The 16,990-nt window shown below is 73.2% G+C and carries 16 protein-coding genes; 12 read left to right on the forward strand and 4 right to left on the reverse strand.

All coding sequences use genetic code 11. The features are described from left to right. Positions 1-18: 18 nt before the first annotated feature. Together SPOPO_RS35910 and SPOPO_RS0116335 are read right to left on the reverse strand one after the other, a co-directional pair. Positions 19-1,581 carry a LuxR family transcriptional regulator gene (locus SPOPO_RS35910; RefSeq protein WP_019875956.1) on the reverse strand — a complete coding sequence of 521 codons (1,563 nt, stop codon included), beginning with the start codon at positions 1,579-1,581 and terminating at the stop codon, positions 19-21. Between the two features lie 33 nt (positions 1,582-1,614). Next, entirely contained in the window at positions 1,615-2,058 is a 444-nt protein-coding gene (locus tag SPOPO_RS0116335) for an Rmf/CrpP family protein (protein WP_019875957.1), read from the reverse strand. A gap of 263 nt (positions 2,059-2,321) precedes the next feature. Here SPOPO_RS0116335 and SPOPO_RS32970 point away from each other — a divergent pair, with 263 nt between their 5' ends. From SPOPO_RS32970 to SPOPO_RS0116390, 12 genes are all read left to right on the forward strand, one after another. After that, positions 2,322-3,155, forward strand: coding sequence for a CAP domain-containing protein (locus tag SPOPO_RS32970; protein WP_019875958.1), 834 nt, complete (start codon positions 2,322-2,324; stop codon positions 3,153-3,155). A 130-nt stretch (positions 3,156-3,285) separates the two neighbouring features. Next, positions 3,286-4,506: an acyl-CoA dehydrogenase family protein gene (locus SPOPO_RS0116345; RefSeq protein ID WP_019875960.1), complete on the forward strand. Its 1,221-nt coding sequence runs from the start codon at positions 3,286-3,288 to the stop codon at positions 4,504-4,506. Further along, positions 4,494-5,264: an SDR family NAD(P)-dependent oxidoreductase gene (locus tag SPOPO_RS0116350; RefSeq protein ID WP_019875961.1), complete on the forward strand. Its 771-nt coding sequence runs from the start codon at positions 4,494-4,496 to the stop codon at positions 5,262-5,264. The genes SPOPO_RS0116345 and SPOPO_RS0116350 overlap by 13 nt, the downstream gene beginning before the upstream one ends. 1 nt (position 5,265) lies before the next feature. Next, positions 5,266-6,312 carry a phosphotransferase family protein gene (locus tag SPOPO_RS0116355; protein ID WP_019875964.1) on the forward strand — a complete coding sequence of 349 codons (1,047 nt, stop codon included), beginning with the start codon at positions 5,266-5,268 and terminating at the stop codon, positions 6,310-6,312. Between the two features lie 145 nt (positions 6,313-6,457). Next, positions 6,458-7,243, forward strand: a complete 786-nt coding sequence (locus SPOPO_RS0116360) for a crotonase/enoyl-CoA hydratase family protein (protein ID WP_019875967.1) — start codon at positions 6,458-6,460, stop codon at positions 7,241-7,243. Positions 7,244-7,592: 349 nt separating this feature from the next. Further along, positions 7,593-9,011: an ABC transporter substrate-binding protein gene (locus SPOPO_RS0116365; protein WP_019875968.1), complete on the forward strand. Its 1,419-nt coding sequence runs from the start codon at positions 7,593-7,595 to the stop codon at positions 9,009-9,011. A 46-nt stretch (positions 9,012-9,057) separates the two neighbouring features. Further along, positions 9,058-9,420, forward strand: coding sequence for a hypothetical protein (locus tag SPOPO_RS32975; RefSeq protein WP_019875969.1), 363 nt, complete (start codon positions 9,058-9,060; stop codon positions 9,418-9,420). Then, positions 9,417-9,869: a hypothetical protein gene (locus SPOPO_RS0116375; RefSeq protein WP_019875971.1), complete on the forward strand. Its 453-nt coding sequence runs from the start codon at positions 9,417-9,419 to the stop codon at positions 9,867-9,869. Before SPOPO_RS32975 ends, SPOPO_RS0116375 begins: the two co-directional genes overlap by 4 nt. Then, positions 9,866-11,782: a branched-chain amino acid ABC transporter permease gene (locus tag SPOPO_RS30035; RefSeq protein ID WP_051098388.1), complete on the forward strand. Its 1,917-nt coding sequence runs from the start codon at positions 9,866-9,868 to the stop codon at positions 11,780-11,782. The genes SPOPO_RS0116375 and SPOPO_RS30035 overlap by 4 nt, the downstream gene beginning before the upstream one ends. After that, positions 11,779-12,558 carry an ABC transporter ATP-binding protein gene (locus tag SPOPO_RS30040; RefSeq protein WP_033385081.1) on the forward strand — a complete coding sequence of 260 codons (780 nt, stop codon included), beginning with the start codon at positions 11,779-11,781 and terminating at the stop codon, positions 12,556-12,558. Before SPOPO_RS30035 ends, SPOPO_RS30040 begins: the two co-directional genes overlap by 4 nt. After that, positions 12,555-13,241 (forward strand): ABC transporter ATP-binding protein, encoded by a 687-nt coding sequence (locus SPOPO_RS0116385; protein ID WP_019875972.1) that lies wholly within the window; start codon positions 12,555-12,557, stop codon positions 13,239-13,241. Before SPOPO_RS30040 ends, SPOPO_RS0116385 begins: the two co-directional genes overlap by 4 nt. Further along, entirely contained in the window at positions 13,241-14,485 is a 1,245-nt protein-coding gene (locus SPOPO_RS0116390; RefSeq protein WP_019875974.1) for a hypothetical protein, read from the forward strand. The genes SPOPO_RS0116385 and SPOPO_RS0116390 overlap by 1 nt, the downstream gene beginning before the upstream one ends. 49 nt (positions 14,486-14,534) lie before the next feature. Here SPOPO_RS0116390 and SPOPO_RS0116395 read toward each other — a convergent pair whose 3' ends face one another. Continuing rightward, the gene (locus SPOPO_RS0116395; protein ID WP_019875976.1) at positions 14,535-15,830 is read right to left on the reverse strand and encodes an amidohydrolase family protein; all 1,296 of its coding nucleotides are present in this window, start codon (positions 15,828-15,830) and stop codon (positions 14,535-14,537) included. Then, a complete protein-coding gene (locus SPOPO_RS35685; RefSeq protein ID WP_019875977.1) occupies positions 15,824-16,984 on the reverse strand; it encodes a CoA transferase in 1,161 nt (386 codons plus the stop codon). The genes SPOPO_RS0116395 and SPOPO_RS35685 overlap by 7 nt, the downstream gene beginning before the upstream one ends. Positions 16,985-16,990 lie beyond the last annotated feature (6 nt).

Raw genomic sequence — 16,990 nt, forward strand, 5'->3', positions numbered from 1 at the left:
CCCCCCCCCATCACCCCCCTAGGTGCGGCCCAGGTGCGCGGCGGCGAAGGCGGCGGCCTCGGCGCGGGAGCGGACGCCGAGTTTGGCGAGGAGCCGGCCGACGTGGTGCTCGGCGGTCTTGGCGGAGATGAAGAGCCGGGCCCCGATCTCGGCGTTGGTGAGGCCGGAGCGGAGCAGTTCCAGCACCTCCCGCTCACGGGCCGTCAGGTGGGGGAGGACGGCGTCGGGGGAACGGCCGGCGGCGCGGGTGGGGGTGCCGAGCGTCCGGAGCAGGGCCGCGGCGCGGTCGGAGCACAGCCGGGCTCCGACGCGGTCGAAGACGGCCAGCGCGTCCTGCGCCTCGACGACCGCGGCCGCGGTGTCGCCGGCGTCGGCGAGAACCTGCGCAACCTCGAGGCAGACGGCAGCCGAGCGCACCGGCCGCTCGCCGCCGAGGTGCTCCAGCGCGGCGCGAAAGTACGTCAGCGCGGCGGGATCTCCCTCGGCCACCGCCACGCGCCCCACGGCGAGCGCGGCCTCGGCCCGCAGGATCTGATCATCCGTCAGCGCCGTCAGTTCGGTCAGTCGCGCGGCTGCCGCGCGGGCCTCGTCGAGGGCCTGCTGCACGACCGCGGCCTCGACCAGGAGCCCGAGCAGCGCGCCGGTCCGCATCCGGTCACCGGGGACGGCGTCGACCTCCCGCCGCAGCAGCCCGACGGCGAGGTCCGGCCGACCCGTCGCCAGGTGCAGCCGGGCCAGCGGCTCGGCGGCCGACGGCCGGGAGCGCGCCGCCGCGAGCAGTTCCGCCGCCTCGGCGAACTTGCCCTGCAGCAGCCGCAGCTCGGCGAGCCGGGTCGCGGCGTCGTGGCGCTGGCCGGGGGTGGCGCCGGGCTCGTCGAGGACGTCCCGCATCGCCGTCTCACCCTCGGGCCAACGCCCGACCGTGCACAGCACCGACCCGTACGCGAGCCGGCAGTGCGCGTACAGCACGCGCGGCCGACGCTCGGGCGGCAGCGCGGTCACGATGCGCTGCAGCTCCTCCGCACGGGCGGCGTCCCCGGCCCGGTCGTAGGCGGTGAGGATCGCGCAGTACGAGGTCGCGGCGAGGGAGACGTCGGCGAGCTCGCCGGTGGACAGTGCCGCCATCGCCTCGTCGAGCCGCGCGAACCCCTCGGTCAGCCGGCCGTGGAGCACGAGCCCGTAGCCGCTGTCGGCGAGCGCGCGCACCTCCAGGTCCGGGTCACCGAACTCGATCGCGAGCTCGAGCGCGGCGTCCGCGGCGGTGAGCAGCCGCTCGATGTCGGTGAGCTCGCACGCCGTGATCGCGAGCTCCAGGTACCCGAGCTCGACGCACCGCCCGACCGGTTCGAGCTGCCGTCGGCCGCGGTGCACCCACCCCTGCCCGGCCGCGGGGTTGCCGAGGAACGTGCCGTGGACGTCGGCGAGCGTCGCGGCGATCCGGGCCGCGTGGCGCGGTTCGCGGGCCGCCCGCCAGTGCCGGAACGCGGCCTCCAGATGGCCGCGCGCACCGTGCAGGTCGGCGTCCCGGAACGCCTGCCAGGCGAGTTCCTGGCTCCGGGTGGCCTCCTCGACGTGGCTCACGCCAGCGACGATAGGCGCTGCCCTGACGTGAGGTCAGCCCTGCGCCGCGGGGCGGGGGAGCGGGATCACCGGGGCGATCCGGGGCTCACCGCCGCACCGGCCGCCGCGGGCGCGCCAGCCGTAGAGCCAGTGCTTGACGAGGAAGCTCTCGTCCTCGTCGTCGGAGTCGGCGGGGTAGGGGCACGCCTCGGGGGACTGTCCGGCCTCCGCCGCGCAGGCCCCGCGGCCGACCGCCGTCAGGACCGCCTCGTGGTCCTCCCAGCCCCGGACCCAGGCGGAGGCGAGAACGCGGGCGTCGGGCTCCTCGGGGTCGAGAAACGCCCACGGGTCGCACGGCTGCCGCCGGTGCCGGGCCAGCGCCCCGCGCCGCCGCTGCTGGGCGCACGCGTAGATCAGCACCAGCGCCGCCCGTCGCTCCTCGGCGTCGAGCACCTCGACCGGGTCGGGCGACCCGACCAGTCGCAGAACCTGCCCCATGGCTGCCCCCTCCCGGTTCTCGTGTGTCTCAGGTGTACCGGCTGCCTCTGACAACTCTGGTCCGCTTCGTCCTCCGAACCTTGCCGACACGCCAGAAACGCCTTACCGGTCCCGTAACGACTCCGTGCCCCCGGCGGCCATTACGGGGCCTGCTGATCTTGCGAAGGATCTCGGGGGTCGGAAGTCGTCGCGGTGCGATGGAGGGGGCCGGCTTGGAACAGCTGCGTCGTGGGAGATGGCGGATCCGGGGAATCGCGAGTGCGGTGACCGTCGCTGCGGGGGTGGCGCTCGCCGGGCCGGGTTTCGCGGCCGGGGCGGAGGACCCGCCGGAGGAGGGGCGGATCTCGGCGATCAACAACGCCGACGAGGTCCGCGCGATGGAGGCGAAGGCCGCGGCGAGTCCGCAGGTCCAGCAGGCCGAGGCGAAGGCTCAGGCCGCCCAGGCGCGGGCGCGCAAGGCGGTCAGTGCCGCCACCCGGGCGAAGAAGAAGGCGGCGGCGTCCGCGGCTCGGGCCAAGCAGCTCGGCTCCCCGGGGGCCAGGCGGTCCGCCGCCAAGGCCAAGGCGGCGGCCAAGAAGGCCAACGCCAAGGCGAAGGCCGCGAAGCAGGCCGCGGCGCGGGCGGCGGCCCACGCCGAGGAGGTCCGGCGCAGTGTGATGCGCGGGGAGAGCTCGAGCAAGAACGCGTTCCTGGCCGACTCCTCGCAGGGCGCGACGACGACCGACGACAGTCGCCGGTCGGTCGTCCTCGACCTCGCCAACCAGGCCCGGTCCGCGGCGGGCTGCAGGCCGCTGACCTACCACTCGCTGCTCGAGCGCTCGGCCCAGGGCCACGCCGAGGACATGGCTCGCTACAACTACATGGGCCACGTCTCCAAGGACGGGCGTACGTTCGACCAGCGCATCCGCGCCGCCGGCTTCGACGGCGACCGGATCGGCGAGAACGTGGGCGCCGGCTTCAGCACCGCCAGCGGCGTCGTCGACGCATGGATGCGCTCGCCGGCGCACCGCGCCAACATCCTCGACTGCCGCTACCACTACCTCGGCGTCGGTTACGTCGTCGGCGGCGGCTACTGGGTGCAGAACTTCGGTAGCTGACCCCAGCCGGCGGCCGAGGAGTAACACCCCCTGGTCAACGCCCGGTGGCCCCGGTGGGAAGGGTCACCGGGCGTTGCCGTGCCTCGGGCCCCCCGACCACGACGAATCGTCGTGCCGAAGAATCGAGGGCATGACGACGATGTCAGCTCCGGGTACGCCCGGACTCACCGACCGCGTGATCGACCTCCGGGCCCGCATGCTCGAGTTCATCGACGGCGAGGTCTGTCCGCTGGAGAAGACGGTCGACGCCGGTGGTCCCGAGGCGAAGGCCGCGCTCGACGGGTTGCGGGCCGAGGCGAAACGGCGCGGGCTGTGGGCGCTGGGACATCCCGAGGACCTCGGCGGCCAGGGCCTCTCGTTCCTCGAGTTCGTGCACCTCAACGAGATCATCGGCCGGTCCGAGATCGGCATGTGGGCCGTCGGGTCGATGACGCAGCACGACACGATCATGTGGCGCCGCTACGGCACCGAGGCGCAGCAGCGGCGCTGGCTCGACCCGCTGGTCTCCGGCGAGTACGAGTGGATCGGCATCGGCCTGACCGAGCCCGAGGTCGCGGGCTCGGACCCGACGCAGATGCAGACCTCGGCCGTGCTCGACGGCGATGGCGACGACGCCCACTGGGTGATCAACGGCCACAAGTGGTTCACGTCGTGGGCCAGCGCGTCGCCCGCGGTGCTGGTGTGGGCGAAGACCGACCCCGACGCCCCGCCGCACCGGAAGTTCTCGGCGATCATCGTCCCGGTCGACACCCCCGGCTTCACGCACGTGCGCGACATCCGGACGATGGGCAGCGTCACCGGCCGTCACGGCGAGATCCGGCTGGAGAACGTCCGGGTGCCGGCGTCGAACCTGTTCGGCGAGCGGGGGCAGGCGTTCGCGATCGCGCAGACGCGGCTGGGGCCCGGGCGCATCTTCCACTGCATGCGGTGGCTCGGGCAGATGCAGCGCGCGTTCGAGCTGATGTGCGACCGGGCGCGGACGCGGTACGCGCACGGTTCGCTGCTGGCGGAGAAGGGCGAGATCCGTCGCTACATCGCCGAGTCCGCCGCCGACATCCAGGCGCACCGGCTGATGACGCTCGACGCGGCCCGCGCCGTCGACGCGGGCAGCGAGGACGCCCGTGTGCAAATCAGCCTGATCAAGTTCCGCGGCGCGGAGTACCTGCACAACGTCATCGACCGCGCGATCCAGGTGTACGGCGCGGCCGGCGTCACCGAGGACTTCCCGCTTGAGTCCATGTACCGGCACGCGCGGTACGCCCGCATCTACGACGGACCCGACGAGGTGCACCGGATGGTCGTCGCCCGGACGCTGGTGAAGGACGGCGCGGTCGCGCCGTGGCAGCGGTGACGGGGGAGCTGGCCGGGCGGGTCGCGTTGGTGACGGGCGGGACGCGCGGGCTCGGGTACGAGATCGCGCGGGCCTACGCCGCGGCGGGGGCGGACGTTGTCGTCGCGAGCCGCAAGCCCGACGCGTGTGCCGCGATCGCGGCCCGGCTGTGGGAGCAGACCGGCCGGCGGGTGCTCGGGATCCCGACCCATGTCGGGCGCTGGGACGAGTGCGACCGGCTTGTCGAGGCCGTGTACTCCGAGTTCGGCCGCTGCGACGTCCTGGTGAACAACGCGGGGATGTCGCCGCTCTACGACTCGGTCGACACGATCAGCGAGGACCTGTTCGACAAGGTCCTCGCCGTGAACCTCAAGGGCCCGTTCCGTCTCGCGAGCCGGATCGGGGCGCGGATGGTCGAGGCCGGGCGCGGGTCGATCATCAACGTCAGCAGCGTCGCGGCCGTGCAACCGAGCGCGGCCGAGGTGCCCTACGCGATGGCGAAGGCCGGGCTGAACAACATGACCACGGCGCTGGCGCGCGTGTTCGCCCCCGCGGTGCGGGTCAACACGATCATGCCGGGCATGTTCCTGACCGACATCTCCAAGGCCTGGGATCCGGCGGAAACCGCGAAGCGCTTCGCCGAGGACGTCCCCGCCCGTCGTGGTGGCCGGCCGGACGAGATCGTGGGGGCGGCGCTGTACCTCGCGAGCGACGCGTCCGGCTACACCACCGGGTCCGTGCTGAAGATCGACGGCGGCTACGCCTGGGCGGCGGGCTGACGTGGCGTCAGACACTTCTTCGGGCCACGCATCCGACATCGAGGGCGTCGACCTCGCCGCCCTCGCGGCGTGGATGGACTCGGCGGGGCTGGGGTCGGGGCCGATCACCGACACCGAGTTGCTCGTCGGCGGGACGCAGAACATCCTGCTGCGCTTCACCCGCGACGGCCGGGACTACGTGCTGCGCCGCCCGCCCGTGCACAAGCGCGCCAACAGCGACGAGACGATGCGCCGCGAGATGCGCGTGCTCGGGGCGTTGGCCGGCAGCGACGTCCCGCACCCGGGGCTGATCGCGGCATGCCCGACCGAGGACGTCCTCGGTGCCGCGTTCTACCTGATGGAGCCGGTCGCGGGCGTCAACCCCTCCGAGGACCTGCCCGAGCGGTACCGCACCGACCCGGAGTGGCGAGAGGGGCTGGGCTTCTCGATGGTCGACGGGATCGCCGCGCTCAGTCGCGTCGACCACGTCGCGCGCGGGCTCGCCGACTTCGGCCGCTCCGAGAACTGGATCGCGCGGCAGGTCGGGCGCTGGCGCAAACAGCTCGACTCCTACGCCGATGTCCCGAAATACCCGGGGCCGTCGCTGCCGCACGTCGAGGAGGTCAGCGCCTGGCTGACGGAGCATCAGCCGACCGAGTGTCGCCTCGGCCTGGTGCACGGGGACGCGCACATCGCGAACGTCCTCGTCAGTCGTGACGAGCCCCGGGTCGCCGCGTTCGTCGACTGGGAGCTCGCCACGATCGGCGACGTCCGCCTCGACCTCGGCCACATGATCGCGACCTGGCCCGGCCGGCCGGGAACGGTCGCGAAGGTCGAGATCCCTGGCCTGCCGGAGCCGGACGCGCTGGTGGCGCGGTACGCCGAGTCGGCCGGCCGCGAGGTTCACGACATCGAGTGGTTCGTCGTGCTCGCCTGCTACCGGCTGGGGATCATCCTTGAGGGCTCCTGGGCCCGCATGCTCGCCGGTCAGACCACGGCGGAGGTCGGCGAACGCCTCGGTGCCATGGGCCGGGCCCTGTTCGAGCAGGCGCACGAGATCACGGGGTAGCCTCCGCCCCCCGCCCCGCCGCTCCCACGAAAGCGCAGATCCGTACGCCCGATTGGCGATTTCCGCGTACGCAACTGCGCTTTCGTGGTGCACAGGTGGGGGTAGCTACGCTCGACCGAGCATCGCTTCTAGCAATGGGTGGGCAATGAGCGACAAGGTTCTCGTCGAGCAGCGCGGTCACGTTCTCCTGGTGACCATCAACCGGCCGGAGGCGCGCAACGCGGTCGACCTCGACGTGTGCGTCGGCGTCGGGGACGCGGTCGAGCAGGCCGAGGCCGACCCGGAGATCCGCGCGCTGGTCCTCACCGGGGCGGGGGAGCAGGCCTTCTGCGCCGGCGCGGACCTGAAGGCGATCGCGCGCGGCGAGCCGATCCTGCCCCCGGGCAAGGAGCACTGGAGCTTCGCCGGGTTCGTCAACCACTTCACGCGCAAGCCGACGATCGCCGCGGTCAACGGCAACGCCCTGGGCGGCGGCACCGAGCTGGCGCTGGCGTGCGATCTCGTCGTCGCCGTCGAGACCGCCAACTTCGGGCTCCCCGAGGTCAAGCGCGGCCTGGTCGCCGCCGCCGGTGGTGCCTTCCGCATCACCCGGCAGCTGCCGACACGCGTGGGCCTCGAGCTGCTGCTGACCGGCCGCCCGATGCCGGCCGAGGAGGCCCTGCGCTGGGGCCTGGTCAACCGGATCGTTCCCTCGGGCGAGGCCCTGTCCGCGGCCCTGGAGCTCGCGGAGACCATCGCCGCGAACGCACCCCTCGCGGTGCAGGCGTCCAAGCGCATCGCCTACGGCGTCGCCGAGGGCGAGCGCGCCGATGAGGAAGCTCTCTGGAAGCTCAACAACGGGATCATTCCCGAGATCATGCGCAGCGCGGACGCGAAGGAGGGCCCCACCGCCTTCGCCGAGAAGCGCGCCCCGGTCTGGACCGCCCGCTAGCCCTTCCGTCGGCACCTGCGCCACTCAATCCGGTGCACTTTTAGGCGTTTCACCCCCATGCGCCGCGTCTCCCCTGCGGGATGACGTCCCGCAGGGTGCCCGTGTCAGCCCGGAGGAGGGCTGACACCCCACGACTGCGGGACGTCATCCCGCCGGAGGAGCGGGCGCGGAATCGGACACGGGGGGCCACGAACGGCCACGTTCCGCAACCCTTTACCGGCTAATCGATACATGATAAATCTATATCGATCAGCCAGCCGGCGGAGGGACGCGCATGCGCAAGCTGGGGTCGTCGTGCTCGCCGCGCGCGAGGCGGCACACCGGGCACCGCAGTACCGGGAACCGGGCCGTGGGGCGATCGGTCGGAGCCGCCATCTGTCTGGCGCTCGTGCTCTCGGGGTGCGGGACGCAGATCGAGCGCGCGGACATCGCGCGGGCCGCCGGCGAGGTCGTCCCCGACACCGGGGCGAACCCCGGGACAGGGACCGGCACCGACCCGGCAGTGGCCGGCGGCGGTGAGGTCGCCGCGCCCGGCAGCGTTCCGGTGGCGCCGGGGTCGAGTCCGGTCGTGCCCGGCGCGACGCCCGTGCCGGGGACGCCGGCCACGGCCGCGCCCGGTGGCGGGAGGACCAACCCGACGACGCCGAACACCACCAAACCCGGGGCCGGTGCCCCGCAGGTGGCGACGAAGTCCGAGATCAAGCTCGGCCACATCGGCACGTACTCCGGCGTCCTCGGCGCGATCTTCAACGGCGGACGCGAGATGACCGCGGTGTGGGCGAACTGGGTCAACCTCAAGGGCGGACTCAACGGCCACCCCGTCCGCGTCATCACCGCCGACGACGGTGGCGACCCGTCCCGCAACCTCTCGCTGACGCGCGACCTGGTGGAGAACCAGGGCGTCGTCGCGTTCGTCGGCAACATCACCCCGCTCTCGCTCAACGGCGCCAAGGCGTACCTGGAGCAGAAGCAGATCCCCATCGTGGGCGGCGACCTCACCGACGTCGGGTGGTACCAGAGCCCGATGTTCTTCCCGCAGGGCGCGCTGATCGACGGCCCGCTGCGCGGGAGCGCGGCGCTCGCGGTGAAGCACGGCGGGCCGAAGGTTGCGCTGCTCTACTGCGGCGAGGCGGCGGCCTGCTACCGCGCCCGCGACCTGTTCCAGGGCGACGCCGTGACCAAGGCCGGCGGCCAGCTCGCGTACTCGGCGCAGGTCTCCCTCGCGCAGCCGGACTTCACCGCCGAGTGCCTGCAGCTGCGCTTCCGCGAGATCGACGCGCTGGTCGCGACCGTCGACGGCAACTCGCTCGCCCGCATCGCGCGCGACTGCAAGCAGCAGAACGTCGACGTCCAGTACGTCTCGTTCGCGCTCGCCCTCGTCGACTCGCTGCGCCAGAGCCCGCACCTCGACGGGCTCGTCGGCACCACGGGTCTGTTCCCGTGGATGCTCCGGGACAAGGAGGCGGCCGACTACGGCGCCGCCCTCGCTCGCTTCGGCCCGCGGATCAACACGTCCGGCTCGACGGCCGCGGTGTGGGGGAGTGGCCTGCTGCTCCAGGCCGCGTCCCGCGGGCTGCCGGCCGGCACCGTGACCTCCGCCGACATCCTGGACGGGCTGTACGCGCTGAAGAAGGAGAACCTCGGCGGTCTCGCTCCGCCGCTGACGTTCCGCAAGGGACAGCCGGCGCCGATGATGACCTGCTGGTACACGATCGCGCTCAACAAGGGCGTTTTCTCGACACCGTCGGGGCTGAAGTACACGTGCTGACACTCCACGCAGGGTCCCGCCCCGACGCGGAAGAAGGAGCGCGCAGATGAACACGCTCGCGAAGGTCCGCCTGCACTGGGACCGTGTGTCCGGGTGGGGTCTGGTCGCCGTCGGCGCGGTCGTGCTGGCGTTCGGTTGGTACAAGGTGTCGAAGACGCCGTACCCGGCCGAACAGATGCCGTACATCGTCTCCGCCGGCATTGTCGGCGCGCTGCTCGTGGTCTTCGGCGCGGCGATGCTGATCTCCGCCGACCTGCGCGACGAGTGGCACAAGCTCGACCGCGTCGAGACGCTGCTGACCAAGGCGCTGGCGACCTCTGACGAACCGTCGGCGGGTGCCGACACCGAGCAGGTCGTCACCCGGATCGACTCGCCCCGACCGCACAGCGCGGCGGGGCGCCGGGCGTGACCGCGGTCCTCCGGCGGCTCTCTCCCTGGTCGCCGGTGGAGTCCCGGCGGCTCCTGCTGCTGGTCGGGGTCGGTCTGCTCGTCGTGGCCGTGGCCTGGTGGATCGTCTCCCGCGAAGCGGCGTGGAACGACCAGACCGACGCGATGGGTCTCGCGGTGCTCGGCGCGATGGTCGCCGCCTACGGCGTGACGAGCTGGCTGCTGCGGGCGCGCGCGGTCTGCAACGCGCGGCGCAACGCGATGTTCGCCGTGATCGGTGACGTCGGCCCCGGACGAACCGCGGCGCCGCCGGCGGTGACGGAGGAAGGGCCCGCCGAGGAGGTCGTCGCGCACCCGGAGCAGGGTCGCTACCACCGGCCCTCCTGCGCCCTTGCCGCCGGCACGAACTGGCCGCTGGTGCCGCGCGCGACGCTGATCGACCGTCAGCCGTGCGGGGTGTGCGACCCGTGATCGACAACCTGCTCCCGTTCATCGTCACCGGGCTGAGCACCGGGTCGGTCTTCGCGATCGCGGCGATGGGCCTGGTGCTCACGTACAAGACGTCCGGGGTCTTCAACTTCGGTCACGGCGCGCTGGCGGCGGCCGGGGCGTACGTGACCTGGGACCTGTGGGTGCAGCGTGGTTGGCCGTGGCCGCTCGCGCTCGCCACCGCGGTGGCGGCGGTCGGGATCGTGGGTGGGTTCGTCCTCGAGCGCGTCGCCGTCGGGCTCGCGGACAAACCCGCCGCGTTGCGGGTCGTCGCGACGGTGGGGGTGCTGCTCGCCGTTCAGGCCGCGCTGACGATCCACTACGGCAGCGCCAGCATCCCGATGGACTACTTCCTCCCGTCCGAGACGGTCGAGGTCGGCAGCGTCAACATCCGCTACGAGCAGATGATCGTCTTCGTCGTCGCCCTCAGCTGTGCCGCGGGACTCGCGCTGTTCTTCCGCCGGACGCGCCTCGGCGTCTCGATGCAGGGCGTCGTCGACGACCCGGCGCTGCTCGGTCTGCAGGCGGTCAGCCCGGTCCGCGTCCGGCGCAGCGCGTGGATGATCGGGTCCTGCTTCGCCGCGTTCTCCGGTGCGCTGCTCGCCCCGACGTTGAACCTCGACGCGACCCTGCTGACGCTCCTCGTCGTCCAGGCCTTCGGCGCCGCGGCGATCGGCCGGTTCGACTCGCTGCCGCTGGTCTACGCCGGCGGTCTCGCGATCGGCGTCGGCCAGGAGGTGACGAAGTACGTCGTCTCCAAGGACTTCCTCGTCGAGAACGTCGACTCGCAGTTGCTGCAGCCGCTGCCGAGCAACGTGCCGTTCCTCGTGTTGTTCGTGGTGCTCCTCGTGGCCCGGCGGTCGGCGTTCCCGGAGCGCGGTGCGAAGGTCGTGAAGCGCGAGCGCCCCCCGCGGCCGATGCCGCCTCGGGTCGTCACGGGCGGAGCCACCGCGGCCCTGGTGCTGCTCGTGCTGGTGCCCGCGTTGGTGCCGGGTTCTCGGATGCCGCTGTACAGCACGGGCCTGGCCTACGTCGTGCTGTTCGCGTCCCTGCACCTCCTGGTCCGGACGTCGGGTCAGGTGTCGCTGTGTCAGATGGCCTTCGCCGCGATCGGCGCCGCCGCCTCCGTGCACGCGCAGGACGCCGGTGCGCCGTTCCTGCTCGCGGTCCTGATCGCCGGCCTGATCGCCCTGCCCGTCGGCGCGTTCATCTCGCTGCCGGCGGTGAAGCTCTCCGGGGTCTACCTGGCGATCGCGACCTTTGGTTTCGGCATCCTCGTCGAGCGCATCTTCTTCCCGTCCGACTGGATGTTCGGCGCGCAGCAGTCGCAGGCGGCGCCAAGGCCGGGCTGGGCCGAGGGTGACACGGCCTACTACTACGTGGTGCTCACGGTGGCGCTGCTCGCGGTCGGGTCACTGGTCCTGGTCCACCGGTCCCGCCTCGGCCGGTTGCTGCGCGCGCTCGCGGACTCCCCGGCCGCGGTGGTGGCGCACGGGACCCGCGCGAACGTCCTGCGGCTGTTCGCGTTCTGCTTCTCCGCGTTCCTCGCCGGCGTCAGCGGTGCGGTGCTCGTGCCGGTCACCGGCAGTGCGAGCGGGTTGTCGTTCAACTTCGGCGTCTCGCTGATGCTGCTCGCGGTGCTGATCCTCGCCGGCCGGCGTCCGCTGGTCGCCCCGTTCGTCGGTGCGGCGGCGATGATCGTCGTCCCCGGCTACGTCACCAACGCCGAGGCGCTGGAGTACCTGCCGATCGTGTTCGGCGTCTCCGCCGTGCTGCTCGCGACCGGCGCGCTCGAGCGGGGCTGGTCCGCCGCGACGACGACGCGGCGCATGGCGGCTCGTCCGGCGGTCGGCCCGGCGCGGGCGCGCGAGGCCGAGTTGGTAGGTGCGCGATGAGTCCGGACCTGCGGCTGACCGGGATCACCGTCCGCTTCGGTGGTCTGACCGCCGTCGACGACGTCTCGCTCGTCGCGCGTGCGGGCGAGGTGACGGGGCTGATCGGCCCCAACGGCGCCGGCAAGACGACGACGTTCAACGCGACGACCGGTGTCGTCCCGATCAGCGCGGGGTCGGTGGAGCTCGGCGGGCGCCGGATCGACGGGCTCTCGACCGCGGCGCGCGCGGAGCTGGGGCTGGGGCGGACGTTCCAGCGCATGGAGCTGTTCGACTCCATGACGGTGCGTGAGAACGTCGCGCTCGGGCCGGAGATGCGACAGGCCGGACGGAGCACGTGGACGCACCTGTTCGCCCCCGCCGCGGAGCGTCGCGAGGTGCGGGAGCGCACCGAAGACGCGCTGTCGGTGTGCGGGCTGCGTCCGGTCGCCGACGTCCGGACCGGGGAGCTCTCGACGGGTCAACGGCGCCTGGTGGAACTGGCCCGCGCGCTGGCGTCACGGTTCGACCTCCTACTGCTGGACGAGCCGTCGTCGGGCCTCGACCCGATGGAGACCGGGCGGTTCATCGAGATCCTGCAGTCGATGGTCGAGACCTACGGGACGGGCCTGCTGGTCGTCGAGCACGACATCGCGCTGGTGCGGGAGCTGTGCACGAGCCTGTACGTCCTCGACTTCGGCAAGCTCATCGCGAGCGGGCCCGCCCGCGAGGTGCTCGGCAGCGAGATCGTCCGCGCGGCCTACCTCGGGTCCGAGGCCGTCGAGGAGGCCGTCTCATGATGCGGCTGACCGACATCACCGCCGGGTACGAGGACACCACCGTGCTGCGGGGCGTCGACCTGACGATCCCGGACAATGCGGTGGTCGCGCTGCTCGGCCCGAACGGCGCGGGGAAGACGACGTTGCTGCGCGTCGCGTCCGGGCTGCTGCGGCCGTGGTCGGGGCGCGTCGAGCTCGACGGACGGGACGTCACGGGTCAGCCGTCGCACGCGCTCGCTGCGGCCGGGGTGTGTCACGTGCCGGAGGGGCGGGGCGTGTTTCCGGGTCTGACGGTGGACGAGAACCTGCGGCTGCAGGCGCCGAGCCGGACGGCGGTGGCCGAGCGCGTCCTGCCGGCGTTCCCGCGGCTGGGGGAGCGGCTCACGCAGCGGGCGGGCAGCCTCTCCGGCGGTGAGCAGCAGATGCTCGCGCTCGCCCACGCATACACGGGCCGGCACAGCGCGGTGCTGCTCGACGAGGTGTCGATGGGCCTCGCCCCGCGCATCGTCGACGAGATCTTCGAGCACCTGAAGGTTCTGGCTGCGTCGGGCACATCTCTTCTTTTGGTCGAGCAATACGTGAAACGGGCCCTCGAGCTCGCAGACTACGTCTACGTGCTGCGCCGCGGGCAGATCGAGTTCGCGGGGGAGCCGTGGCAGCTGGGCACCGACGCCATCCTGTCGTCCTACCTGGGAGAGAGCTGATGATCCGACGCACCGTCAGCGGCGTCGCCGTGGGTGGTCTGCTCGCGCTCGCCGGGGGAGCGGCGCTGATGACCTCGGCCCGCGCCGCCGAGCCCGGCGTGTTCACGCTGTCCGCACGCGCGGACTCGGTCGGGATTCAGACGATCGCCCAGGACGCTCCGGTCGTGTCGATCGGTGGCGGCGAGATCGCGCTGGTGACCCCGTCGAGCGCGCAGTCGCAGATCGACTCCTTCGGTGGATCGCGCAGCTTCGCGTCCGCGCCGTACCCGGGTGACCTGATCGTGAGCCTGCCGCCGACGATCGCGGGCGTCTCCGGCGGGTCCGCGCCGGTGCCCGAGTACCCGGCGTACGTCTCCAGCGACTACCCGGTGCGCAACGAGCAGGTCCTGCAGTTCGGGCCCCAGCAGCTGACGGCGCGCAGCGCCGAGAACTCCAGCGAGGCCCAGGCGCAGATCGGCCTCCAGTCCACCCCGCCGGAGGTCGCGGCCGCGATCACGAAGACTTCGGTTGTGCGGAACACCGCGACCGGTGGTGCGACGGCCTTCGCCGACGCGTTGCTCTCGCCGCTGTCGTACACCGACGTTCTCAAGCTCGGGCAGGTCCACACCACCGCCAAGGCGGTGTGGGAGCCGGGCGCGACCAAGCCGACCCTGACGTCGACCTTCGACGCCGGCAACGTCACGATTGCGGGCCAGACGTTCGGCCTGACGTCGAACGGCCTGGTCGTCCCGGGCTCGAAGACTCCGGTCGACGACGCCGCGATCGCGGAGCTGCTCAAGAACACCGGGGCCTTCCTCGAGGTCCTGCCGGAGCAGCGGACGGCCACGAGCGTGACCTCCGCCAGCCTGCGTCTGACCTACCAGCAGGTCCTCCCGAACGCCGGGCTCACGACGGTGCGTCTGATCCTGGGTCAGGTCTCCGCGACGGCGGTGTCGGAGGCGTCCGGGCTCGCGGGGCCCGCTGCCGTTCCGGGTGGTGCGGCGTCCGGCGGTGAAGTGCCGGGCGTTCTCGACCCCGTCGGCATCCCCGGCGCGGGCGTCGACGCCGCGGGCGTCGGCCAGCTCCCCTCGGTGCCCGTGACGACCAACCTCGTCCCCGGCGCCGCCGGCACCGACGGCGTCCAGCTCGCCGGCCGCACCGCCCCACCGCTCCCCGACTTCGACCGCTTTTACCTCGTCCTCGTCCTCGGCGCACTTGCCGCGGTGGTGACCGCCCGCATCCGCTCCGCCCGCCGCTTCGTCTGACGCCGGACGTCCGACGATGTGGCTGCAACAGCGACCACATCGTCGGACGCTACGGGTGGACGAGGTGGCCGGCGATGAGGGTCGCGCGGGTCTCGCCGTTCTGGCGGAGGACGAGGTCGGCGGGGGCGCCGACTTCCACCTTTCGCGGCGGGCCGCCGGGGTCGTCGGGTGGGGCGAGATAGGCGGCGAGGGCCTCGGCCGGCGTGAGGCACTCGGCGGGGTTGAGGGGCTCGCCGTCGGGGGTGAGGCGAGTCGTGGCGGCGGCGATCACCGCCCACGGGTCGAGCGGGCCGTGCGGGGCGTCGCTGGAGAGCGCGAGGGGAACTCCGGCGCGGCACAGGGAGGCGCAGCGGTAGAGATCGGTGTGGTCGGACGCCGGAACGTCCCGGCGGTAGTCGCCCCCACGGGCGGCGAGGAACCCGGGCTGGGTGACGACGCGCAGCCCGCGCTCGCGCAGCAGCGGGATCGCCGACGCCGGGACGAGCGCCGCGTGCTCGATCCGGTCGCCGGGGCGGAAACCGGCGGCGTCGAGGGCGGCGAGCAGCAGCGCGAACGCCTCCCGGGTGACGCAGTGGACGGCGACCGCGCGCCCCGTCCCGTGGGCGGCGGCGATGCGGGCGGTCAGGTCGTAGAGATCCGGCAGGTCGGGGTCGGCGAGCACGATCTTGTACGGCCCGACAGTGGTGCCGAGCGGTGCGGCGCACCCCAGCCCGACCCCGAGCAACGTGACGCGCTGGGGGAGAGCGGTCGCGTCGAACTCGACGAGGTCGGGCGTCGCGTCCGTGACGGCGGTGATGCCGTACGCCGCCAGCCGGCGACCGACCGCGGTGAGGTCCGGCAGGCCGCGGACCGGCAGCCGGGTCCGTAGCCAGTCGTCGGCCCGGTGCAGACGGCCGGTCGGTGCCCCGGTGCCGTCGCGCTCGATTCCGGGGTGGTCGGCCGCGCCGAGATCCAACAAGCGCGCCCCGGCCGAATTCACCGTCCACTGCGCCCCGCTCCGGTGCTGGGCTCGGACGGGACGGTGGGGGTGCAGGGCGTCGAGCGCCCCGGCGTCGAGGTCGCCGGCCAGCCCGACGGCCCGGACCCAGCCGTGGTCGTCGGCCGGGGTGGCTTCGAGGGCAGCGGCGATCTGAGATGGCGTCAGACCGGTGAGGTTCACCGAGGCTTCGGCGGCCGCGATCGCGTGTAGGTGGAGGTGGTGGTCGACCAGACCCGGCAGCACCTGGGCCCCCGCGGCGTCGAGGAGTTCCTCGCCGCGCAGGTTCGGCTCGATCTCCGCGATCCGGTCCCCGTCGAGCCGGAGGTCGACGCGGCGGTCGTCGAGGAGGGCGTTGCGGATCAGCATCCGAGCTCCCGGCGGACCGCGTCGGTGTCCGCTCCGGAGTCCGGGGCCTCGCCGCGTATCGGCCGCGTGCGGGGCGGTTGCGCGCCTTCGGTGACCACCGCGGATTCCCCGCCCGTGAGCGTCGCCGCGACCACGGCCGTCATGTCGACCTCGACGAGTTCGCCGGGAGCGGCGGTCACGGCCCGCACGGCCGCGGTCAGCCCGGCGAGGGGGTCGGCGATCGCGTCCCCGACGAACACCGGCCCGGCGGCGTCCCCCGCGACGAGGCCGGCGCCGGCGGCGACGTCGTCCCCGAACCCGACCCTGTTGCTCGCGCGTCCGGCGGCGGTGATGGACACCCAGGTGGCGTCGGTGCTCTCGGGGGTGAGGCCCCAGCTCGCGAGCGCGCGGGGGCGTGAGGCCTCGATGACGACGTCCGCGGCCTCGACGAGCGCGGTCAGGAATCGGCGGCCGTCGCGGTCGTGGGGGTCCGCGACGACCGAGCGGTGCCCCGCGTGGAGGAGTCGGTAGAAGTCCGGGTTGCCGCGGCGCGCGCCGTCGGGCCGGGTCGGGGTCTCGACCTTCACGACCCGCGCGCCGGCCAGCCCGAGCAGGTGCGCGCACAGCGGCCCGGCCCACAGCGCGCTGAAGTCGACCACCAGTCGACCCGCCACTTCTCCGGCGGGGCGCGCCCTTCCTCCGCCCTCGAAGGGCGCGGCGCGCGGGAGAAGTCGGGGGATCGGAGCGGCCGCGACGCCCAGCAACGACGCCCGCTCGGCGAGGTCGGCGCCGCTGTGGACGGCGAGCCAGTCCGCGACGGCGGGCCACGGGTCGGCCGGGAGCTCCGCGCCGACGAGCGCCCCGAGCAGCAGCGGGTCGTCGGGCCGGGCGCACGAGACGGCGGCCCAGCCGTCGGCGGTCGGCAGCAGCCGGCAGCTCCCACCGACGGACATCGAGCCCTGCCGTCGGCCGCCGGTGAACGCGGCCCGCTCGGCGAGCAATGCGGCGCCGTCGATCCCGACCCCGACGTCGGCCAGCTGCTCGCCGAGCTCACGAGCGAGGGTCGCGGCGGCACCGGGCGGGACCAGGGGCGGGCCGGCCTGACGCCCCGTCAGGAAAGCGACGCCGCTGGCGAGCCAGTCGGCGACGCGGTCGGTGGTGGCCCCCGGGAGCACCGGCCG

The organism is Sporichthya polymorpha DSM 43042, from assembly GCF_000384115.1.
GTDB lineage: Bacteria > Actinomycetota > Actinomycetes > Sporichthyales > Sporichthyaceae > Sporichthya > Sporichthya polymorpha.